The 22194-nt window shown below is 54.1% G+C and carries 17 protein-coding genes; 3 read left to right on the top strand and 14 right to left on the bottom strand.

The window, feature by feature from the left end; genetic code table 11:
* Position 1: 1 nt before the first annotated feature.
* Both FFI61_RS12705 and FFI61_RS12700 read right to left on the bottom strand, forming a co-directional pair.
* Positions 2–1096 (bottom strand): efflux RND transporter periplasmic adaptor subunit, encoded by a 1095-nt coding sequence (locus FFI61_RS12705; protein ID WP_200370870.1) that lies wholly within the window; start codon positions 1094–1096, stop codon positions 2–4.
* A 37-nt stretch (positions 1097–1133) separates the two neighbouring features.
* A complete protein-coding gene (locus FFI61_RS12700; RefSeq protein WP_200370869.1) occupies positions 1134–1718 on the bottom strand; it encodes a DUF3833 domain-containing protein in 585 nt (194 codons plus the stop codon).
* Between the two features lie 255 nt (positions 1719–1973).
* Between FFI61_RS12700 and FFI61_RS12695 the strand changes: the two genes are divergently transcribed.
* On the top strand, positions 1974–3794 hold the full coding sequence (locus FFI61_RS12695) for an acyl-CoA dehydrogenase C-terminal domain-containing protein (protein WP_200370868.1): 1821 nt from the start codon (positions 1974–1976) through the stop codon (positions 3792–3794).
* Positions 3795–3859: 65 nt separating this feature from the next.
* On the opposite strand, the gene FFI61_RS12690 is transcribed toward FFI61_RS12695, so the two are convergent.
* The 9 genes from FFI61_RS12690 to clrA all read right to left on the bottom strand — a co-directional run bounded on the left by FFI61_RS12690 (position 3860) and on the right by clrA (position 16663).
* Positions 3860–4618, bottom strand: a complete 759-nt coding sequence (locus FFI61_RS12690; protein ID WP_310965491.1) for a substrate-binding periplasmic protein — start codon at positions 4616–4618, stop codon at positions 3860–3862.
* 261 nt (positions 4619–4879) lie between these two features.
* Positions 4880–5935 (bottom strand): cytochrome-c peroxidase, encoded by a 1056-nt coding sequence (locus FFI61_RS12685; protein WP_200201621.1) that lies wholly within the window; start codon positions 5933–5935, stop codon positions 4880–4882.
* 142 nt (positions 5936–6077) lie between these two features.
* On the bottom strand, positions 6078–8186 hold the full coding sequence (locus FFI61_RS12680; protein WP_200201620.1) for a TonB-dependent receptor domain-containing protein: 2109 nt from the start codon (positions 8184–8186) through the stop codon (positions 6078–6080).
* An 89-nt stretch (positions 8187–8275) separates the two neighbouring features.
* Positions 8276–10147, bottom strand: a complete 1872-nt coding sequence (locus FFI61_RS12675; RefSeq protein ID WP_200370866.1) for a WD40/YVTN/BNR-like repeat-containing protein — start codon at positions 10145–10147, stop codon at positions 8276–8278.
* 25 nt (positions 10148–10172) lie between these two features.
* Positions 10173–11264 carry a P-loop NTPase gene (locus FFI61_RS12670; RefSeq protein ID WP_200370853.1) on the bottom strand — a complete coding sequence of 364 codons (1092 nt, stop codon included), beginning with the start codon at positions 11262–11264 and terminating at the stop codon, positions 10173–10175.
* 10 nt (positions 11265–11274) lie between these two features.
* Entirely contained in the window at positions 11275–12105 is an 831-nt protein-coding gene (locus FFI61_RS12665) for an ethylbenzene dehydrogenase-related protein (protein WP_200370848.1), read from the bottom strand.
* A 30-nt stretch (positions 12106–12135) separates the two neighbouring features.
* Entirely contained in the window at positions 12136–12879 is a 744-nt protein-coding gene (locus FFI61_RS12660; protein ID WP_200201616.1) for a molecular chaperone TorD family protein, read from the bottom strand.
* A 16-nt stretch (positions 12880–12895) separates the two neighbouring features.
* On the bottom strand, positions 12896–13876 hold the full coding sequence (gene clrB, locus FFI61_RS12655) for a chlorate reductase subunit beta (protein WP_200370846.1): 981 nt from the start codon (positions 13874–13876) through the stop codon (positions 12896–12898).
* 12 nt (positions 13877–13888) lie between these two features.
* Entirely contained in the window at positions 13889–16663 is a 2775-nt protein-coding gene (gene clrA, locus FFI61_RS12650; protein WP_200370844.1) for a chlorate reductase subunit alpha, read from the bottom strand.
* Positions 16664–17053: 390 nt separating this feature from the next.
* Here clrA and FFI61_RS12645 point away from each other — a divergent pair, with 390 nt between their 5' ends.
* Positions 17054–17371, top strand: a complete 318-nt coding sequence (locus FFI61_RS12645) for a c-type cytochrome (RefSeq protein WP_200370841.1) — start codon at positions 17054–17056, stop codon at positions 17369–17371.
* 108 nt (positions 17372–17479) lie between these two features.
* On the opposite strand, the gene FFI61_RS12640 is transcribed toward FFI61_RS12645, so the two are convergent.
* Positions 17480–17683 (bottom strand): DUF2892 domain-containing protein, encoded by a 204-nt coding sequence (locus tag FFI61_RS12640; RefSeq protein ID WP_200370840.1) that lies wholly within the window; start codon positions 17681–17683, stop codon positions 17480–17482.
* A gap of 117 nt (positions 17684–17800) precedes the next feature.
* On the opposite strand from FFI61_RS12640, the gene FFI61_RS12635 reads away from it, so the two are divergent.
* A complete protein-coding gene (locus tag FFI61_RS12635; RefSeq protein WP_200370839.1) occupies positions 17801–18259 on the top strand; it encodes a YchJ family protein in 459 nt (152 codons plus the stop codon).
* A gap of 9 nt (positions 18260–18268) precedes the next feature.
* Here the strand turns inward: FFI61_RS12635 and FFI61_RS12630 are convergent, their stop codons facing one another.
* On the bottom strand, positions 18269–20374 hold the full coding sequence (locus tag FFI61_RS12630) for a YCF48-related protein (protein WP_200370838.1): 2106 nt from the start codon (positions 20372–20374) through the stop codon (positions 18269–18271).
* A 368-nt stretch (positions 20375–20742) separates the two neighbouring features.
* Positions 20743–22131, bottom strand: coding sequence for a tRNA uridine-5-carboxymethylaminomethyl(34) synthesis GTPase MnmE (gene mnmE / locus FFI61_RS12625; protein ID WP_227714877.1), 1389 nt, complete (start codon positions 22129–22131; stop codon positions 20743–20745).
* Between the last annotated feature and the right edge of the window lie 63 nt (positions 22132–22194).

Below are 22194 nucleotides of genomic sequence, written 5' to 3'. Positions count from 1 at the left end.
ATTACGACCCCGCAGCACTGGTAAACCGGTTGTCTGGAATCGCGTTTTCATCATCTGTCACCCGGATGCGCTCACCACTGCTCAGACGGTCCTGGCCGGTCACCACTACCAGATCTTCTGCTGTCAGTCCTTTCGCAATTTCCACGCGCCCGGGCATGCGTGAGCCAACCGTTACGGGCACACGCCGTGCAATACCGTCTTCTGCCACAAATACATATTGTTCAGCACCACGAACCATCACCGCCTGCTCCGGAATAACCAGAGCCTGGCGTTCACGCAAGGTCAGGCTAACGGACATGAACTGGCCAGGGCGCAATCGCCCCTCAGTGTTATCAATCAGGGCCCGAACCGGCAAGGAGCGGCTAAGCTCGTCAATGCGGGAACCCAATTCAACGAGTTCGCCAATAAATGCCTGATCAGGGTAAGCCGGGGAGCTGCCCTGCACCTTCTGGCCCGGATTGATCTGGCCAAGAAAGCGCTCGGGAATGGAGAAATTCAGCTCCATGGGGGATGTAGCGTCCAAAGTGGTTATTGTGGTGCCTGCGGTAATATAAGCGCCGATACTGATATCGCTCAGGCCCGCCACGCCGGAGAACGGCGCTTCAATGCGATGGTTTTCAAGCCGAACCTGGGCCGCAGTGCGCTGAGCTTCGGACACCTCTACAGCGGTTCTCAGCTCATCTACGAAAGATTGGGAGATACTGTTGTTGTCACGCAGGCTTCTGGCGCGTTCGTACTGACGCCGGGCATCTGCCAACTGCGCTTCAATCACACCCAGATCTGCCCTTGCCTGCCGATCATCAAGCCGCAACAACAGGTCGCCCTGTTTTACCGGGCGACCGGATTTCAGGTTGATACCTACCACGCGGCCGCTGGTTTCTGTGGTCAGCTTAACGGCACTTACGGCTTTCAGGCTGCCAACTGCCCTGACCTGATCCTGCACCGTGTCGATTATGGGAAGTACTGTATTTACTGCACTGGGGGGGCGCTCAGAATCATCCTGGGCTTGAGACGAGTCATCCAGGCCCTGATAAATAAACGCAGCACCCAGTGCCAATACGACCAGCAGCAAACCGATCAGCCATTGTTTCAACATAGAGTCTCTCAGCAGACAGACCGGCCACCGCCGGGCATTATTTTTTCTGTATCACAAGCAAAAGTTCACCGACATCAACCCCCCATTTGCTCATGGTGGTCTGGTTAATCAATGTGTCGGGCGTTACCAGATACATCCAGTCGTCCATTCGTACATCCAGGGTTCCATCGCCATAGGCTATCCGAAGCACGTAATTCATGTTTATGCTATTACCGCTCCAGCGCATGGTTCCGGGCTCCGTCACATCGCCCGCTTCGGCATGAAAGCTGTCGCCGGTTGCCGATGGTGTTAACGTCCAGATCCTGGTTTGCACTTCGCCATCATCAAAACGGAATTCTTCATCCAGGGTACCCACACCAGATTGGTCCCAGGATGCGGAGATATCCGCATCGAACGTGCGAATCACTTCACCGGACATGTCCTTGACCACGCCACGGGCGCTTAGTTCACCGTTAAAGAAATCTTCAGGAACGAGCTTGGGCTCACGTTCTGAATAATCCGTCAGCGCCGGACCAGAGCAGCCCCCCAAAAGCGCCAAAATGGCGGTTAACACGAGTATAGAGCGCCGCCCGATTTTGGGTATCACAGAACACAGGTTTTGCACTTTTTTTACACTCTTCATAAACCTCTCCAACGGGTATTTCCATTCAGTCTTGCGATCAGGATTAACGCCTCATTGCCTGATACCTGAAATACGCCCCGGGAGAGCTCTTCGATCAGCGGATGGCCTGTGGAAAAATCAAGGACTGTCTTTACTGACACCGCCATGAGCGCTTTTCGTCAATGGAATCCCCCACACTATGCCGTAAAACTGCACGCAACCTGGCGGTGAATAATCCCCGCTCGTAGATTTTCAGACCAGTACAGAGGATTGATTATGCCGGTATACAAGGCGCCTTTGCGTGACATGAAGTTTCTGCTGAATGAAGTGTTTGATTACCCAAAGCACTACGCCACATTGGCCAGCGGAGAGAACGCAACTCCGGATATCGTGGACGCTATCCTCGCCGAATGCGCTCGCTTCAGTGAGGAGCAGCTAAGCCCCCTATACCAGCCAGGTGATGAAGAAGGCTGTACGCTGAAAGATGGCGAGGTAACCACCCCGAAAGGCTACAAAGAAGCTTACGATCAATATGTGATGGGTGGCTGGCAGGGGCTTTCTGCCCCGGAGGAATACGGCGGCCAAGGTCTGCCCGCTTCCATGGGCCTGCTGAAGCAGGAAATGATGGGTACAGCGAACTGGTCGTTCTCCATGTATCCGGGCTTGTCCATGGGTGCCATGAACACCATCTATTTGCACGGTTCTGACGACCAGAAAGCCACCTACCTGCTGCCTATGACAGAAGGCCGCTGGGCCGGCACCATGTGCCTCACCGAACCCCAGTGCGGGACGGACCTGGGCCAGGTAAAAACCAAAGCCGAGCCGCAGGCTGATGGTACTTACAAAGTAACGGGTACCAAAATCTTTATCTCCTCCGGTGATCACGATCTTACCGAGAACATTATCCATATTGTTCTGGCTCGTCTGCCGGGCGCACCCAAGGGCACCCGTGGCATCAGCCTGTTTATCGTGCCGAAGTTTGTACCCACAGCCGAAGGTGGCGCAGGTGAGCGCAACGCCGTAGTTTGTGGCAGCCTCGAGAAGAAAATGGGCATAAAGGCCTCTGCTACCTGCGTTATGAACTTTGATGGCGCAACCGGCTACCTGATCGGTCCTGAGAACGAAGGCCTGGAGTGCATGTTCACTTTTATGAACACGGCTCGTATCGGTACCGCCATTCAAGGTGTCGGGCCCGCTGAGTTGTCATACCAATGGGCTCTGGACTACGCCAAAGAGCGCCGCTCCATGCGTGCGCTTTCCGGTAAGAAAGACCCCGAACATGTCGCTGACAGCCTGATTCACCACGCCGATGTTCGCCGCATGCTACTGACCCAGAAAGCTATCGCTGAAGGTGGCCGCGCCATGCTCTATGACGCCGCCCGCCTGGCCGATCATATGGTTGAAGGCTACGCCGCCGGTGATGATGAAAAGGCAGCAAAATACGATGACAAACTGGGCTTTCTGACCCCGATTCTTAAAGGTTTCCTGACGGAACTTGGGAACGAGGCAGCAAACCTTGGTATGCAGGTATTTGGTGGCCACGGTTACATTCGTGAACACGGCATGGAACAGATTGCCCGGGATACCCGGATTGCCACCTTGTATGAAGGCACCACCGGTATTCAGGCACTGGATCTGCTGGGCCGTAAGGTACTGCTAACCACCAAAGGCGGCGCAGTTCGTGAATTCACCGCCCGGATTGCAAACTTTGCCCGTAAGCATTTGACCGACAGCCGTGTGCGCCCATTTGCAGTGGAGCTGCTGAAGCTTACGGCACAATGGAATTTGCTTACCGTGCGGATCATGCTTGCCGCGCGAAAGGATCGCGATGTGGTTAGCTCTGCATCCTACGACTTTCTTATGTACAGCGGTTACGTATCCATGGCTTACATGTGGGCACGACAGGCGGTAGCAGCGGTAGATCGCCTGGATAACGGCGGCGATGACTCTGAGGCTTTCTATGCCACCAAACTGGCAACTGCAGAATTCTATTACGAGCGACTGCTTCCCAGATCCCAGGCTCACGCAAGTAGCATGCTGAGCCCCAGCAAAAACCTGATGCAGATAGGTGCGGAAGATATGGCCTTCACCGGATAGATCAACCGGTGATACTTTATCCCGGGTAGGAACCTACCCGGGTTTTTTTGCATAACTTTCTGTGCTTAAAGTCCGTACTTGGTCTCTATAGCCTCGTACATGCCATTGCTCCTGATCTTTCTGAGACCTTCCTGCAGTTTTTGCATGATTTTTTCAGAAGTATCCAGGTTCATGGCCAGGTACAATTCAGTCTCGTTAAACGAAAAGACCGGTTCAAGCCCTTCTACATCCTGCTGGGATGCGAAGTAAGGACCAGCCAGCCGGTCAGCAATCCACAGATCTACCTGACCGAGCTCAAGACGTTTCGGGTTGATGTCGTCACTCTCCATAGCAGACACCTTGTAACCGCGATCCAGCAAATACGTGGTCATGACGTCATTGCGGTATCCCGCATAAAGCATGCCTTTGGTATCTTCCAGCTTATCAATCTTCAGGTTAGTCCCGCTGCCGGCGAAGATTGTCCAAAGGTTTTTGGTCAGTGGGCCTACCCACTTAAACAGGTTCTCACGCTCTTCAGTGAAGGTTGTGCAGAAAATACCATGATTCTGCTTATCCAGGGCTCGATTGTAGCCATAATCCCAGTTACGTAATTTGATCACGTAATCCAGATCGGTGTTTTGCAGAATGGCTTTCACCATTTCAGTGCAAATACCGTCGATACTATTTCCATTGTGCTCAAAAGCCCGCCCGGAGGAACTCATGTTATAAGGCGGAAAGTTCTCCGTATAAAGAAACAGCTTATCCGATGCATAACCCTGCCCCGACGCCATGCTTCCTATCATTGCCACCATTAGTAGCACTATGTGACGAACGCTCTTCCTCACAGAAACTCTCCTTTTATCTTCAATAAGTTCGACCCAAGCACTACCTTGCAACGGGCTCAAACGAGTACTCAAGCCTGAGTACTGCTAGCTTACCGCAATGATAATGACTATTTCAGAAGTAAAATGTGTGTTTTCGTAAAACCCACATGAGTTAAAGGCGGCCAAAAAACACCCGCAGCCTTCAGGAAAGGACGTTAAATACCTGTGGCTCTGTTACCCCGAAAATCACATGAGGGAGTAACAGGGCCAAGGACTTGCAGATTACTGAGCCAGCACCATTGATTCTGGTTTCGGGGTGCTGTCTGTGCTTGGCGGCAACTCCGGGTAGCGCACTTCCGGTATTTTGCCGGTCAGGGTTTTCAGGAAAGCGGTGATAGATTTTACTTCATCATCATTCAGCTCTGCTCCCAACTGAGCGGTACCCATAACTGCAACCGCCTCTTCCAGGCTCCAAACGGCGCCTGAGTGAAAATAAGGGGCTGTGAGCTCAATATTTCGCAAGGGTGAAGCACGGAATACGTACTCATCCGAGGCCGTCTCGGTAACCGCAAACCGGCCTTTGTCACCGGTGGGCAGAATATCGGCACCAGGCTTGGTTACCAGGCCAAACGGATAGTATTCCTGGCCGCCAAGGTTAACGCCCGCATGGCAGGCCACACAGCCCTTATCCATGAACAGTGCCAAACCTTCTTGCTCCTGCTCGTTCAAGGCTGTTTTATCGCCGCGCAGGAACTTGTCAAAATCGGCATCTGGCGTAATCAGCGTGGCTTCATACGCTTCGATCGCAATGGCCATGTTGTTAAAGGTTACCGGATCATCCTCACCGGGAAAGGCTTGACCAAACTTCTCAACATAGGCTGGCATGCTGGTCAATGTCTTCACAACGCGCTCTGGCGTGCTGCTCATCTCAACGCCCGCCTGAACCGGCCCTTTAGCCTGCTCCGCGAGGTCCGCCGCGCGGCCATCCCAGAACTGGGCGGCGTTGAAGACAGCATTAAAGACTGTAGGCGAGTTGCGTGGCCCTTTCTGCCAACCGTGGCCAATAGAGACAGGAAGGTAATCGTGTCCACCCATACCCACGTTGTGGCAGGTATTGCAGCTGATCAGATGGCTTGCGGACAGACGGGGCTCAAAAAACAACATCTTACCAAGCTCAACTTTCGCTTCCGTCAGTTCGTTGCCATCGATAACCGGTGGGTACTGGGGTATCGCCGAAAACATGTCCCGCGCACGATCCTGCAAGTCGGCAGCCATGGCTGCTCCTGCGGTAAGGCCAAGGCTGACAGCGATAGCAAGCTTCAGTGTTTGCCGTTTCATCTTTCTGCTCTCTCATTAACAGGATTTACTGTTACCAAGCTAGCAGAAGGTTAATTTTTGTAAATAATTTGAAAGCTGCCGGCACAATTACCGGCAGCAAAATTGACGACCGTCAAATTCTCATATCAGCGATTGATGTGTCTCAGAATGAGTAGGTTGCAGACACCCACAAACGCCGACCTTCTTCCGAGTTGGCGTAGAGGTTTCCGTATTGGGCGCCGTTGTCATAGGCCTGATACTCGATAAAGTCTTCATCCAGAAGGTTATATATGGTGGCACTGAAACCCAGGTTTTCTGAAGCCTGATACTGGCCACCCAGGTGCACAAGGGTAACGGATTTGAAATCACCCAGGTCTGCATACGAAGCAGCCCCTCTGATCCTGTCCCGCGCACGGTAACGCTCGCTTTCGTACTGGGCCTTCACAAAGGCTGACCAGCGAACGGAAGGCACCCAGCGCAAGGAAATATTCGCCATATGCTCCGGTGTATCAGTAAGCGGCTCGCCTTTATTCTCTCCGGATTTTTGCTCGCTGTCGGTGTATGTGTAGTTTGCACCCAGACGCCAATCCTGCGCGAACGGCACTGAGCCATGCAGCTCCACGCCCTGGGTAATGGCTTCATCAATGTTCAGGTCCTGGCCAAACACATCCGCCAGAGGCCAGTTACCCCTATCAACACAGCCGGGTCGGTTTGGATCTTGTGCATAACTGCAGTTCAGCAGGTCGGGGCCTTCTGCAATTTTGTCAGTGAACTCGTTGTAGAACACCGTTGCACCCACCCGGTAGCCCGCCGGCTTTTCGTAGATCACTGCCAGTTCCGTTGATGTTGATTTCTCGGGTTTCAAATCCGGGTTCCCGAACAGTGGGATGGTGCCCTGCCCGGTAAAACCGATAACGCCGGGGGCCAACTGCTCAAGGCCTGGTGTTTTGTAACCTCGGCTTACGCCACCTTTAACCGTTAGCTCGGGTGTAGAGTTCCACACAAGATAGGCTCGTGGGCTGAACTGGCCACCAAACGAATCATGGTGGTCATACCGGCCACCCAGAGTCAGGGCGAGATCCTCGGCCAGGAACCACTCGTCTTCTACGAACAGGGCTTGGGTTTTCTGCTTGAATTCGTCCGTTGCGACGCCATCGATCATCCGTGCATCAAGCCACTGACCGCCGACTGTCACCACGTGATTGGCTAATGGCATTACCAACTTACTGTCGATTACACGGTTTTCCGTTTTCAGTTCCCGGTCAGACCCCGGCGTCTTCCCGGGCACACCTTCGGGAATAACCCGGCCGATGGTTTCCGTCACATTTCTCATGATGCTGGTTTCCAGCGTGCCGATATCGAACCGACCAGTGTGGCCCACAGCAAACTGGTCACGATCGAACTCCAGCTCCGGTTTGTAACCTTTTACGCCCAAGGTACCCAATTGCCCTTCTGAGTTATCGTAATCCTGTTTGCTGCTTTCGATATCCAACCAAAGGTCATTCGACTCTCCGGGCGTTACAGTAAAGCGACCACCAACCGTATACTGTTCAGACTCAACCGGGCTCGGCCCTCGGGTGCTGACTTCAATCGGATCGCCGTTCAAGTCCAGATATTCCAGTTTGGACTCATCCCTCTCAAACCAGCGACCACGCAGCTGAAAGCCAATCAGGTCGTCCACCAGCGGTCCATTGGTATAGGCGCTATAGGCTCGGCTGTTACCAAAATCACTGTCCTGGTTGAGTGTCGTTTCTGCTGTGAGGGTAGATGCCCATTCCGGGCCAACTTTGCGGGTGATGATGTTGATAACACCACCCATGGCGTCAGATCCGTAAAGGGTCGACATGGGACCACGTACAACTTCAATGCGTTCAATTGCGGAAGGGGGCGGCAGGAAGCTTGTTGCGGTCTGGCCAAAACCATTAGGGGTTACGCTGCCAGCGGTGTTCTGCCTGCGACCATCAATCAGAATCAAGGTGTATTCTGAGGGCATGCCACGCATGCGTATATCGAAACCGCCAGTTTTACCGGCAGAGCCACTGACATCCAGGCCTTCCACGTCATCCAGAATATCCGTAAGACTGAACGCTTGTTTGCTACGGATCTCTTCACCGGAAATAACAGTAATACTGGCAGGCGCAGCAGACTGGCTTTGTTCAAAGCCGGAGGCGGTTACCACCAGCTCATTCAGCTCCGCAGGTTGCGCTTGTGCCGCCGTATTGAAAACAAGCGCGCTGCAGGCCGCACCCATGGCTATCCGATAAAACAACATACCATTCCTCCTTTTGACGATGTCATAAAGGTGCGAATGATATTACTTCTCATTTACAAATAGCAATAATACTTATGTGAATAAATCCCTTAATGCCCCGTTTTTCCGTTGCGGCACAACACAGTTCCCCGATCACCTACTGCATAAACTGCTCCACTGCGGGTAGCACAAACCGCCCGTAAACCGGCATCGCTGCCACTTACCTCTGTTACCCACTGATCACGATCGAGTCGCAGGACACAGCCCCGGGTACCCACAGCGAAAGCCCCTGCGGCATCTGAACCGGATATCGCCAGCAGGTCTTCCCGCAGGCGCGTAGCCATTTGCTGCCAACGCTGGCCATTGAAATGTGCCAGGGTGCCCGACAGCCCAACGGCGTAGATATTGCTCAAGCTGTCGCCCCAGATTCCATAAAGGAAATTCTCGGTGCCCACATTGAACTCACTCCAGTCTTTGCCGTTGTGTCTCAACACCAGCCCGAAGTCGCCGGGGGCCAGCATGTGCTCGTCATCCATGGCCCATAGACTGTACAGGGCAGACTGAGTGCCACTGGGCATCCGCTGCCAGCGCAAGCCGTCGAAATGCAGAATCAGACCTTCATCGCCCACGGCATAAAGAGATTCAGGGCTGCTGCCCCACATGCCAAGAATGGTGAGATCCAGATTCAGATCATAGTGCAATGCCCACTGCTGGCCATCGAAGCGATAGATACGCCCCAGTTGTCCGGCGGCAAACAGCCCTGCCCCGGTATCCCACAAACAATGCACCGCCAATTCGCTGGGGGCCGGTAACAACTCCCAGCTGCCACCTCGCAGGCGTATCACTGTGCCGGCTTCGCCACAGGCATAACAGGTGCCGTCCGGGCCTTCGGTAATGCCCCAGAGTTGGTTTTCGGTGGGCACAACCATGGTTTGCCAGGGGCTGGCCGCGGCGGCCATGGGCGGCGGTGCCAGTGCCTGGGTGAAATCTTCGGCAGCCGTCATGATGGTGCCGAAATCACCGACCACCAGTGCCTCGCCTGTAGACAGCAGGATAATATCCATCAGATCGTGATGGCTGTTGCTCTCCAGCTTGTCGAGGCGCAAATCCTTGAAGTAGTACAAATGACCCTGGTCGCCAACAATCAGCACACCGCCTTTATAGGCTTTGAGCGATCTCAGGCGCGGCATGGGCTCATCAAATTTGAGAGCCTGAAACTGGCCGTTCTGATAACGCACCAGTTCTCCACGAAAGCCGCCCTGATTAACAAAATACCGACCACCGCCTAACAGCAAGCTACCATCGTCCATTACCAGCAAGGCATGAAATCCGGAACCCAAGGGGCAATCGAGTTTTGTCCACAACCCTTCGCTGTCACGGTGGAGCACAGTGCCTTCGCCACCAGCGGCGTAAACGGTGTTATTGGGTCCACAGGCGACTGCCCGCAGATTAACCTGGGTTGGACTCTGCTCGGACTGCCAGTTGGCACCGTCAAAATGCAGAATTACGCCATCGTCACCCACGGCCCAAGCCATGCCCTGATCGTTACCGTCGATGGCAAACAGGGGCGTGTTTTCTTTACAGGCAGCAAATCGGCCACCCTTTTCATCTATCACCCCACCCCGCAGCAGCTGCCATTGTGCGCCATCGAAGTGCAACAGAGCGCCCATCCAGCCCACGGCATAAAGATTATCAGCAGCAGGCCCCCAAATACCGTGCAACGGCAGGCGCGTTGGCACTGCCATGTGCTGCCATTGCGCGCCGCCGGCATCGGCGCTGCTGGTATAGCGCAATACCATGCCTTCATCGCCCACAACAAACAGCTCGCCATTGCCGGTCCAGCCCGACCAGAGCACGTCGCCATCGCCGGCACCGACTTCCGGTACCCGGTGCCAGGGAGCGCGGCCGGGTTGACTGGCATTATCTGTGCCTAAAAGCTGGCGAAAAAAACGACGGCGTTCCGGCGCGCGAGTGTCAGTCATGGCAATTCTCTCGAATATGAGTGGGTCAGGAAGGCTCGTTACTGTTACCCAGCAAGGATTCCAGTTGTTGGCGCAGGGCGTCTCGTTGTTCTGGTGGAACGGCTCCCAGCGCCTGCTCAAGTTCGTCGCTTTCCAGGCTGGCCTGTGCAAGCCCATGCAGGGATTGCTTTGCGGCGTCAGCAAAACCCGCCTTGGCGTGTGCTACACAAGCGTCGACGGCCGGTGCGAATGCTTGTGCTTCCGGGCCTTCAGGTTCTGAAAGCACAATTGGTATTCCGGTATCAGAGCCACTGGACAATGCCAGCGACAAGGGGATTTGTGCCACAGATGCCACATCGGCTGCTGCCAGAGCATCCGCCAGATGAGAGCGGGGGAATACATGAAAATGCCCACTGCAGTGGGGGCAGGTTACGCCCGCCATATTTTCCACCACGCCAATCATTGGCATGCCACGCTCCTGGCAAAAACGCACGGCTTTGAGGCTGTCCATCAACGCCACTTCCTGGGGTGTCGTGGCCAGTAATGCGGCTACATCATGGCCTTCAAGCATATCTGCCAGGGTAATCAGTTCGTTGCCTGTGCCCGGCGGCATATCGATTACCAGAAAATCCAGCGGTCCCCAATCGAATGAGCCAATCAGGTGGTGCATGAAGTCGTGCTTGTAAGCATCCCGCCAGACAATGGGGGTGTCGTCCCTTTCCATCATGAAGGCCAAAGAACCAACCTTTACCGGGTACTCCAGACCAAAAAACTCAAAATCCTTTGGTGGCAAACCCTGTTTGCCCAGGCGCACGCGCTGACCCACAAAACCGAAAAACCGGCTTTGATTTGGGCCATGGATGTCGGCATCCGCCACTCCTACCCGATATCCTTGAGCTGCAAGCCCTGCAGCTACGTTGGCCGACACGGTGCTTTTACCCACGCCGCCTTTGTTGGCCATGACCATAATAATCTGGCCAATCTGCGCAAGGCGGGATTCAATCAGACGTTTTTCGTGCTGCCCCTTGTCCAGCTTGCACTGCTCTTCTTCTGGGCAGAACTGGCAGGCATGGCCACGCCCGCAATCTTCCGGCACCAGAGCCAGTGGGTCACGACCGGGAAAATGGGAAACCGCCATCTAAGGCTCCTTAGTTCTTGGTACTGCCATTCAGGCTTGTGTCCAGCAGGATCCAGGTGTGGGTTACGCGTTTGTTGCCATCGCGTTCGCTGTCGTTACCCTGCCATACAGCAAAGCCCATAGGTATGGTTTCACGATCAAAATCCACATCGTACTCGCCATCAGATTTGAACGGCCGCGACATCACCACTTGCCACTCCCTCTTTTGCGGAACGTCGCTGGTCACGTAGGCGCTGGCGCCTTTCACGCTCTGTTGGGGCAAGGTGGTGGTGCTGCCATAGCCACCCGCGGCCAGATTCTCCACTTTGTCCGTATCGGCGCGCCAATACCAGATGTTTACAGGGTTCTCGTGATCAGTCCCCATCATGTATGAGGTATCCACATCCTTCAGTGCAAACTGCACCGCCACACCATCACTAAATGTGTCTACGGTGGTGGCTCGGTCTTCGCTGGCATCTTTCCAATGCAGGCGAATGTATAAACGCTCATCCGAACGGGCTATCTGGAAATACACATGCTTGCCACGTGTGGAGCCTTCGTCAAAACGCAGGCCAACCGACTGATGTACCGGGGGTGCCGGTAACAGGTTGGTTCGATACTTTGGTAAGCGATCCCAAATCAGGTCGTCCGGGTCGTTTTGGGTACGCAAGTATATGCCATCAGGAATGCGAGAAACTTTCACCGTATCCCAGGCTTTTACCTCACTCACGTTCGGGTTCCTATCGGTGTGATCAGCCAGTAGGTTGCTGCTTGCCAGGATGCAGGCCGCCAGGGTTAGCGTGCCGGTTAGCCGGCCAATACTCTTTGCCAGGCGACCGTTTTCGATGTTTTTCGATGTCATGGCATGGTTCCTCATGCTAATCGGTTGGGTTCAGTCCCACATGGGCTGGCTGGTGGTTTCGGGGCCTGCTTTTCGTGCCCCTTCTTCGGGGCATGGCCCTACCTGATTTTCCAGCGCCAGTTGTTGGGTGCGGGTCCAGTCCGGGAGCACCTTCACCAAATGAGCCAGATTGGCATCCAGACCGTGCTGATTTTCATGGGCGTATTTTGCGCGAATGGTTTGCAGGAGGGGCCTGAGGTATCGCACCAGAAAATCCCGTTGAGCACGACGGTAAGGCGCAGCATCCCGCTGGTTTTCCAGTGCCTGAACCTCCAGATGGCACAGCAGTGCGCAGAACTCCAGCATCGCTATAAGGTGATCAGGCTGATCTTTGTGACCTTCGTCGTCCACTGCCGCTGTTAGCCCAAAGTGGGTATAAAATGCCTGAACATTCAGTAGATAGGCGCCAGGTGTCAGACCGCCTACCAGGCTGTCGTAGGCACTGGCCACCAATGGCACTCTGGGTTTACCCCGCTTACCGTGCACAAACGTGGCCATGTAACCCACTTGCAGATCTTGCGAAGTCGGGCTTGATTCAAACCTGGGCCAGGGTTCGCCACCCAGCGTTTGCCAGGCTTCGTTGAGCGCCTCTTGCAGGCGTCCATCGGTGAGAGCTTCCCAGGTTTCTTCCATGGGATAGCTCAGGGCCACGGCGGCAAGCCGATAGATAGCCCCGCGCGCCTCGGCGAACTCCCGTTCATGCTGCCGGACAGCGGGCGCTGCTAATTGCGTCATTGCATGCCTCCGGGCGTCAGCTCAGTTTGAACATTTCAGAGTGTTTGTAGCCAATCAGGATGTCCATAAGTTCGCTGCCTCTGCCATCGGCTTTCGCCTGGCGGGCATCCGCCAAAGTGTCCAGCACTTCGCCGGTGCGGGGGCCAAACAGACTCTCAAGATACGACAGGGGTATGCGGGACTCATCCAGCTGTTCGCCGTTTTCACCAAACTTGGGCGGCGACATGGGCGGCACGTAGAACACGTTGGGCTGCGTGCCCCATTCTGCGTGCAGCGGCAAGGCCACCTTGTATTTTTCCACCAGCTTGTGAATCGGGCCGTCTTCATCGTCGCGATAGCCTATCCAGCGGATGCGCCCTACACACTGTTGTGCACAGGCGGTGGGCAGGCCTTTTTCAATCCGCGGGTAACAGAAAATACACTTCTCGGATTTTGAAATCTCCTCGTTGAAGTAGATTTTCTTGTACGGGCAGGCATTTACGCAGTAGCGGTAGCCCCGGCAGCGTTCCTGATCCACCAGCACAATGCCGTCTTCCTGGCGCTTGTAGATGGCGTTGCGGGTGCAGGCCGCCAGGCACGCCGGGTTGGCGCAGTGGTTACACAGGCGCGGCAGGTAGAAGTAGTAGCTGTTGGGGTAGTCTCCCTCACCTTCATCTTCGTCCCAGTTGGCACCCCAGGTGGGTTTCACATTGGGGCGCAACCAGGGGTCGGTGCCGGTCATCAACGCGTCTTCGTAGTTGTACTCCCAGGGAATACCATAGTCTTCCTGGCTGGGCTGGCGCCCCAGGCGCAAAGCGCCGTCGGCGTCGAAACCACCGCCCATATTCTCGTAATCCCGCGGGTAGCCTTTACCGGGTTGGGATTCCACGTTGTTCCAGTACATGAACTCACGGCCGTTGCGGTTGGTCCACATGAGTTTGCAGGCTGCGGTGCAGGTCTGGCAGCCGATGCATTTGTTCAGATCCAGGACCATGCTGAGTTGGCGTTTAACAGTCATGATTATCTCCTCTTAAACGGCTCGTGGGTCGGTGATGTCTTCATGTTTTGCCAGCTCAATGTCGTAGCAGCTTTCATGAATATGCTGGTTGGCATTCCATTTGGCGTAGATAAACTGCAGGTGACCCCAGCCGCCCGCCAGTTCCAGCGGCTGCAGGAACACGGCATTGGACATGTTCATGTTTTTGCGCTGGATGTACTGATGGGGCTCCCAGCCGTGCTCCATCATGATGGAGTTCACCGGAATGCTCGGATAGAACTTTGCCTGGGCATAAAAGTCGCCGTTGGCGTTGAACAACCTAACCGTGTCACCGTCCTTGATACCCCGCTGCTCAGCCAACTGCGGGTTGATATAGATGTTCGGCTCGCCTCGCTGCAAGCGCAGCAGGTACTTGTTACTGCGCCAGTTGGAGTGGATACCCCAGCGGGCGTGGGGCGAATAGAATTCCAACGGGTAGTTGGAGGCCTTGGGCCCAGCGTGCAAACGCGCTGTGGGTACGGTGGAGTTCAGCTTCTTGAACCAGGGGTGGTCACAGAAGAAGGTGATACGACCTGTCAGGGTTTCATAGGGCTTCTTACCATCAGTTTGCGCGGTGAAGGGGTTATAGCCTTCATCCGGCTTCAATGGCTGGTTCAGGCCCGCATGTTCGTTCATCACGATGAAGCCCTTTTCCGCGGCTTCTTCAATGGTGACGCCACCAAACTCCGGGGAATCTTCGATGATGTGTTTGAGCACATCGTAGTCTGTGTTCAGTGTGCCCTGGCGGGTAAAGTCGTCGTGAATGGTATGCAGATCACGGGTTACATCACCATCCTGGATCGGGCCTATGCCACGGGCAATGGCGCGTTCCTGAATCTTCTTGGTGAGCAGCGCCATGATTTCCCAGTCGGGTTTGGACTCACCCACCGGCTCAACCGAGCGGGTAAAGATGTTGGCGAAGCGGTGATAGCCCTGGGTACGGATGTCCCAAGCTTCATAGTGGCTGGCCGCAGGCAGCACGTAGTCGGCCCATTCCGCGGTGGAGTCCATGCGCACGTTGATATTCACGTAAAGCTCTTCCGCCTGGCGCAAGTGCTCTTCGCGGTACTTCTTGCTCATCTTGTTGCGGCGGAAGGTGTTGTCGGCAATAGAAATCATGCCTTTGATTTCACCGTAATACGGCATCCAACCCTTTTCCATGGACTCGTTCATCATCTCTTCCATCTCATCGAGATCGAAGCCGACACGTTTTTTGAGCTTTTTGTTGTCAAAGTGTTTGCGGGCGCCTTCCATCATGCCGCCACGCAAAAACTCACCCAAACCACCGGCTTCCAGACGGGCTGATTTCTTGCCTTCAAAGCCTGCCAGTTCGCTCCAGCGCGGGTGGTTCCAAACAACCCAGGAGGTATCCAGACCACCGGTACGACCACCATGCCCGGTCAATGCCAGCGTCAGGGCATAGCCCCAGCAGGTATACAGGCAGTTGGAGTAGCTGGAGGTGATGTAGCCCAACATGATGATGGCTTTCTTCGCCTTGGCCAGATGGCGGGCTTCCTGGCGCACAATGTCCGGATGAATGCCGGTCTGTTCCCGGGTTTTCTCCGGCGTGTACTTCGCCGCTTCCTGTTTAACCTGTTCAAATACCGTAGTAACTTTGATGCCTTGCTCTACCGTAAAGGTACCTTCAAGGGCCGGGTCCACGTCGCCGAGCTTTAGGGTTTTATCATCGTCACCCATGGAGCCTTTGGCTTTTACCGCTTTATTGGTGTTCAGATCCCAGTGGTAGAACACCTCATCAGAACCCCCTTCTACCAGGTCTGACTCTCGCAACAGGTTGCCGTTATCCCTGCGCACCAGCATGGGCAGGTCGGTCTGCTCTTTAATGAAGTCAGATTTATACAGCCCCTCTTCCAGGATCACGTTAACAAAGGACATCGCCAGGAACGGGTCCGACCCCTGCTCAATGGGCATCCACAAGTCGGTGTGAATGGCACTGGGGTTGTAATCCGGTGAGGTACTGGTGATGCGTGCGCCGTTGTACTTGGCTTCCCATATATAGTGGGCATCCGGAATACGGGTGGCATTGGGGTTGATCATGCCGAGCATAATGTAATCGGCGTCAAACCAGGCATCCGAGGTGAAACTCTCCAGCGGGTTGCCGTAGGCCAGGTGCGCACCAGTCAACAGATCGCCCACCACGGTAAAGCCGTCGAGCTGGATACCACCCACCAGAGCTGCGAAACGCGCGGGGCCAGACTGGCGAACCATGGTCTGGTTGCCGGAACCCTGGTGAGTCTTGAGTTTGCCGGGGCCGTGTTTGACAAAAATATCGATAATCTTGTCCGCCACTTCTTCCGTGGCCTGATCCCAGGAAATACGCTGCCATTTACCCTCGCCGCGCTCGCCGGCACGCTTCAACGGATAGCGCAGGCGATCCGCTTCGTACATGGAAGTGGAGTGAATCGCGCCTTTCTGGCAACCGCGGGGGTTGGCATCGGGGATGTTCTCGTGAACCTGTGGGTATTTGGCAATCTGCTCTTCGCGGATAACGATGCCGTCTTTAACGTACACGTCCCAGGCGCAGTTACCCATACAGTTAATGCAGTGTGCCGCGTGGCCAACGCTGTCCCATGTCCACTCATTGCGATACAGGTCTTCCCAGTCACGGTACGGGTATTCTGTGGCCAGGGTGTCTTCTATTGGCTGTAGCCGGTTCAACGCCCAAACATTGCCACTGAGCATGACCCCAGTACCCGTTGCGCCCAAACCCTTGAGGAAATCGCGGCGCTTAAGCTTCCACATTCCCATGACTCTCTCCTCATCGACAATTGCCGCTTTGTGCCGATCAGGGCCGGCCGCAGCTTGTTTATGACCTGTTCGTCACGCTTAAAATTAATGGGTTGCCCGATGTGCAGTCTTGCGAAGGAAAGCAGCGTTAATGACATTAATTATCATATAAGAAACAATGTTATAAACTATCAGTGCGCTTTCTTCATCGGCAACTCCTTTAAAATTATCATAGGTTATTTTTTCGAAGTTGTCGTAATATACCTATTACTGAGAATCTCCTGGTAAATCTTGATACACGTCAAATATGAGCAAGCACATACTCAGCACTTCCTTGCAAAAAGGCATGTCCTGACGCTTACTTTTACAAACATGAAAGCCTGTGGAATGGTTCAGACTCTGGAGATCGATATGAAAACGGTACTGAGAAAGCACGCGCTGACTGGCATTATCCTTGGCACCTTTGCTCTGCCGGCAATCGCAGCAGATGCTGAAGCAATTACAAAAAAAATCACCACGTGCGTTGCCTGCCACGGTGTTGACGGCCAATCCACAGCCCCGATCTACCCCAACCTTGCTGGCCAGGCACCGGCATATCTTGAGATGGCCCTTAAGGCTTATCGTGCCGGCGAACGCAACGGAGGAATGTCGGCGGTTATGACACCGCAGGCGAGGAATCTGACCGATGAAGATATTGCGGACATGGCTGCTTATTACAGCAAGCAATAATAAAATATATCTAAATTACTTTAAATTTTTAAATGCCGGATTATACAGCCAAGTTATAACCCGGCATTGAAATGCATGTTCAATTCAGCTCTGTTACCAACATCCTCTTCAATTAAAGGCAGTTCCTGACTGCTTACCCAGCGCCTTCAAAATCTTCGCCAGAGGGCAGAACCCGGTAAAAGCTGCCTGCAGCATATTTGCGCCCACAAATGCCGTAAACCAAAGCCAGTTAACAGAATGAAATTGCGACAACACAACACTCAGGAGAACAAACGCTCCTGCAATGGCAAACACTAGACGCTCAATAGACATAGTCATCACCTCTAAATTGATACTGCCCAGGCACTCAACCAAAAAAGCTGAAATCAGCCTCCAGATCGGGCTGGTATACTTGCCTGCATAAGCCCTACGCACAATGGTTATAACCTTATGCCTGATCAAACCAATATCTCATATTGTCTCTGTGGCAGCCAGCGTAACTATGCGGACTGCTGTCAGCGCTACCATGATGGAGACATTGCCCCAACCCCTGAAGCGCTCATGGGCTCACGCTTCACCGGTTTTGCTCTGAAGCTGGAAGATTATTTGCGATCCAGTTGGCACCAAAGCACGCGACCAACCAGGCTGAATCTGGACGATTCACCAGACTGGGTATCGCTACGAATTATGGATAGTGGAAAAACAGGCGATACAGGCCATGTGCACTTTCAGGCTATTTATCGCATGGGGTCGGGCTGGGGATATTTGCAGGAGAATTCCGTGTTTGTGCGGGAAGATGGGCGCTGGTACTACCTCAAAGGCCAACCGGATGAAGGTATTCTGAAACCCGGGCGCAATGAACCCTGCCCTTGTGGTAGCGGCAGGAAGTTCAAGGTGTGTTGTTTGTAGAGGGTTCGTTTATTCCCCTCCGGTCGTTGTGCGCAAGATAACCCCATCATCACCAACTGCAATGCCTAACGAGTCGTTATAGTAACTGAGCATGTTGATCCGGCCACCCACTGGCGATGCAAGTTTGCTCCAGCTGCTGCCATCCACACTCTTCAGCATGTTGCCCGACTCGGTGTAGGCGATAGATAAAGTGCCGGATGGGTTACTTCCTACCCCTCTGAAGATTTCGGTAGTCACTCCGGTAGCCTCAATCCACGTTGCTCCTTGATCAGATGATCTATACACGGAGCCATTAGAGACAACGACAACCCCACGATTACCCGAGAATGCAGCACCTGCAAGGCGCTTCAGGGAGCGTTGGACTTCGGACCAGCTTGCTCCCCCGTTTACGGTGCGATAAATGCCTCTAATGTTCACCATCACACCAACCTGGTTGGTATAAAAATGGATTCCGACGATGGGGTTTCTTCCACCAAACACATAAGTCCAGGTAAGACCCCCATCTATTGTTTTAACAGTTGCCCCGTCACCATAGGCGTAACCAATCATGGAGTTGAAAAAGTAAAAATTGGTGAAAAGATCGGAACCAGACGGCACAGCAAGAACGCGGCTCCAGTTAAGTCCCCCATCGTCCGATTGGAAGATACTTTGACTGCCCCCCGCAGTAAACAGTCCCGCATTGGTTGAAGCCATCGCTCTCTGCCCGCTAGGTAGCGATGAATCCTCAACCCATGTGAGCCCGCTATCGGTTGACTTATAGCTTGTGCTGCCCAGAATGTAAGCCGTACTGGCATTTTTGTAATACACGTTATAGAAGTCCTGTGGCACACGTTCAGGGAATATACTGGTCCAGCTTGTTCCCCCATTGGTGGTGCGGTAGATCTGACCTTCACCCCCCACTGCCACCGCCACAGCGGAGCCCGTACCGAACGCGACGCCGAAAGTGGTGGTTTCCAACCTGCTACCGCCCGCCGGGAATTTGGTCCAGGTTATTCCTCCATCCGTGGAACGTGTAACAGAACCGCAGGTGGATACAGCCAGGGCATTGGTACCTGAAAATCTGATATCTTCCAATCTGCAGTCGGCACTCCCTCCTGCAGCATTAATTCCCGGCACCTTCGTCCAGGTTTGGCCGGCATCGTCAGTGCGCATCAATGAGCTCGATATGTCACCAACGGCAAAACCGGTGGTGGCGCTGGTGAAAGTGACGCTTATCAGAGTGCAGGTCTGACAGCCAGCCGGTATATCAATCCGGTTCCAGCTGGCGCCACCGTCGACAGAACGCAGGCGGGCACCGCCTGAACCCACAATCATGGCAACATCGGCATCAGCAAAACTCACTCCAAAAGCGTGCCCAAACGCCGGAACTGTGATCGGTGTCCAGGTGCTGCCACCGTCGGTGGTATGAAGAATAGTCCCGGAATCGCCAACGGCGAGCCCCAGGTTCGCGTCAAAGAAGTGTACTTCGTGCAGGGTGGTTTCTACGGTGCTTATCTGAGGCAACCAGGTCTGCCCGCCATCATCAGTACGAGCGATAAACCCCCTATCACCCACTACATATCCTAAGGTGCTGCTGACAAAATGCATGGCGTTAACACTGCTACCGATGGCAAAACTGGTGCTCCATGTGGCACCGCCGTCAGTGGAGCGCATGAATACGCCACCGCCACCGGCCGCCACGAATACATCTGCGCCCAGATATTCAACATCTCGGAGGGTATTGCCATGGGGTTTGGGTTCTATCCAGCACCAGCCAGCTTGCGCACCGCCCGAACAGGCCAAAAGTGTTTGGGTAACTGTAATTACGGCATCGCTGCTGGTAACGCTATTCACCGGGTTGGTCACAATCACTCTGTAAACAGCGCCGTCGTCCGCTGCAAGGGTGAGCACGGGAGTGGTATAGCTGGCAGCGTTGGCACCTGCAATATCTATATTGTCCCGTTGCCACTGATAGCTTAATGGAGCAGCGCCCCCTGCAGTCACCGTGAAAGTGGCCTTTTGGCCTTGTTCAACTGACTGCACCAAAGGCTGAGTTGTAATTGTCGGCGCAGCCAATGCGGCATTTACCGTCAGGATGGCCGCAGCGCTATCAACAGATCCGTTGTCATCGGACACCCGAACCTTCTGTTACAGTTTGACTGGTTGGCTGCGAGCTAATCGAGAGCGCCGCGGGAGCTGTATTATTACTGTTATCGTTGTCCCCGCCACAGGACGCCAGTAACGGCACCATGATCAGCGTTAGCCAAAGAAATACTCTTGGAAAGGCGCCACTCGGGCGAATAGATGGGCTAAAAAAGACGTTTCTGCTATTAAAAATATCCATGGCTGAGACACCCCCGTGGGTGGAGTTTTCCGTTCAGCCGAACCAATATCCATATAGGCAGGGGGTTGGGATCTGTCAAATAAGCTCACCAGGAAACACTTATCAAAACCACTCATCTCTGATGGGTGTTCCATACAGTCCACTGATGTGGTTGATATTTCTACTTCCCAATGCAAAACGAACCAAAAATCTTTCCAAGCAAATCATCCGGCGTAATCTGCCCTGTGATTTCTCCCAAGGCATCCTGGGCTGCCCGTAAATCTTCAGCCAACAACTCACCAGCACCATAGCCTTCCAGCTGCGCCTGGCCTTGTACAAGAAAGTCCTTTGCACGCTCCAGCGCATCCAGATGCCGGCGACGGGCCAGAAAGCCACCTTCGGTGGTGCTGGCAAAGCCCATGCATTGCTTAAGATGGTCCCTGAGCACGTCCAGACCATCGGTGGACTTGGCTGCCAGTCGAATCACTGGTGTACCGTCGCCAGATACCTCTGAAAGTCCTACGCTTTCGCCACTCAGATCAACTTTATTCCGGATTACTGTAACCGGTGCAGCCGCGGGTAGCTGGTCGATAAAATCTGGCCAGATTTCATGGGGTGCGGTTTTCTCAGTGGTGGTCGCATCCACCATTAACAGAATTCGATCTGCCTGACGTATTTCATCCCAGGCACGAGCAATACCTATTTGCTCCACTTCATCCGGGCTGTCCCGCAGACCAGCGGTATCGACAATATGTAGAGGCATACCATCAATGTGGATGTGTTCCCTCAGCACATCCCGTGTAGTGCCTTCAATGGCAGTTACAATAGCCGCTTCGCGACCGGCCAGGGCATTGAGCAGGCTGGATTTTCCGGCGTTGGGGCGCCCTGCAATTACAACCTTCATGCCATCACGCAGAATGGTGCCTTGCTGGGCTTCGCCCAGAATATCCTCGAGTTGTGCCAGCAACGCCTGCAGATCAGTGGCTACCTTGCCATCGGCCAAAAAATCGATTTCTTCTTCCGGAAAGTCGATGGCAGCTTCTACATAAATCCGCAGGTGTGTAACAGCCTCAACCAATGTTTCGATCCGCCGTGAAAACACTCCTTGCATGGATCTTACTGCACAGCGAGCCGCCTGCTCTGAACTGCTTTCAATGAGATCGGCAATGGCTTCGGCCTGGGCAAGATCCAGTTTGTCGTTAAGGAATGCACGCTCGGAGAACTCCCCAGGGCGAGCCAGCCTGGCCCCGAGTCGACGGACTTCCCGCAAAAGAAGATCCAGAATGATGGTGCCACCATGGCCCTGCAACTCAAAAACGTCTTCCCCGGTAAACGAATGCGGGTTCGGGAAAAACAGCCCGATGCCTTCATCTATCAACTCGCTGTTCTTATCCAGAAAAGGCCCGTAATGAGCATATCTGGGCTTTGGCGTGTACCCCAGCATTGCGGTGGCAATGTCCTTTGCCAGTGGGCCAGACACTCGAACAATTCCTACGCCAGCCTGGCCAGGTGCTGTGGCTATGGCTGTTATGGTGTCGGGCGTATTGGAGATTCCAGGGTTCTGGTTCATGGGTAATGCCTCTTCCACAGCAATTTTGTGCATTCCTGAAACAGTAAAGGCCCCTTTGCGGAG

Source organism: Marinobacter sp. DY40_1A1, from assembly GCF_016597815.1.
GTDB lineage: Bacteria > Pseudomonadota > Gammaproteobacteria > Pseudomonadales > Oleiphilaceae > Marinobacter > Marinobacter xiaoshiensis.
Note: the sequence above shows the minus strand (reverse complement) of the source record. Positions and strands in the feature narration are given on the sequence as shown.

What these genes read in the sequence shown, in the direction of transcription:
- FFI61_RS12670 (WP_200370853.1), bottom strand. Translation starts at nt 11,264, where the DNA reads ATGGCGGTTTCCCATTTTCCCGGTCGTGACCCACTGGCTCTGGTGCCG.
- FFI61_RS12680 (WP_200201620.1), bottom strand. Translation starts at nt 8,186, where the DNA reads ATGTTGTTTTATCGGATAGCCATGGGTGCGGCCTGCAGCGCGCTTGTT.
- FFI61_RS12675 (WP_200370866.1), bottom strand. Translation starts at nt 10,147, where the DNA reads ATGACTGACACTCGCGCGCCGGAACGCCGTCGTTTTTTTCGCCAGCTT.
- FFI61_RS12685 (WP_200201621.1), bottom strand. Translation starts at nt 5,935, where the DNA reads ATGAAACGGCAAACACTGAAGCTTGCTATCGCTGTCAGCCTTGGCCTT.
- FFI61_RS12660 (WP_200201616.1), bottom strand. Translation starts at nt 12,879, where the DNA reads ATGACGCAATTAGCAGCGCCCGCTGTCCGGCAGCATGAACGGGAGTTC.
- mnmE (WP_227714877.1), bottom strand. Translation starts at nt 22,131, where the DNA reads ATGAACCAGAACCCTGGAATCTCCAATACGCCCGACACCATAACAGCC.
- FFI61_RS12705 (WP_200370870.1), bottom strand. Translation starts at nt 1,096, where the DNA reads ATGTTGAAACAATGGCTGATCGGTTTGCTGCTGGTCGTATTGGCACTG.
- FFI61_RS12645 (WP_200370841.1), top strand. Translation starts at nt 17,054, where the DNA reads ATGAAAACGGTACTGAGAAAGCACGCGCTGACTGGCATTATCCTTGGC.
- FFI61_RS12635 (WP_200370839.1), top strand. Translation starts at nt 17,801, where the DNA reads ATGCCTGATCAAACCAATATCTCATATTGTCTCTGTGGCAGCCAGCGT.
- FFI61_RS12640 (WP_200370840.1), bottom strand. Translation starts at nt 17,683, where the DNA reads ATGTCTATTGAGCGTCTAGTGTTTGCCATTGCAGGAGCGTTTGTTCTC.
- clrB (WP_200370846.1), bottom strand. Translation starts at nt 13,876, where the DNA reads ATGACTGTTAAACGCCAACTCAGCATGGTCCTGGATCTGAACAAATGC.
- FFI61_RS12695 (WP_200370868.1), top strand. Translation starts at nt 1,974, where the DNA reads ATGCCGGTATACAAGGCGCCTTTGCGTGACATGAAGTTTCTGCTGAAT.
- FFI61_RS12665 (WP_200370848.1), bottom strand. Translation starts at nt 12,105, where the DNA reads ATGACATCGAAAAACATCGAAAACGGTCGCCTGGCAAAGAGTATTGGC.
- FFI61_RS12700 (WP_200370869.1), bottom strand. Translation starts at nt 1,718, where the DNA reads ATGAAGAGTGTAAAAAAAGTGCAAAACCTGTGTTCTGTGATACCCAAA.
- clrA (WP_200370844.1), bottom strand. Translation starts at nt 16,663, where the DNA reads ATGGGAATGTGGAAGCTTAAGCGCCGCGATTTCCTCAAGGGTTTGGGC.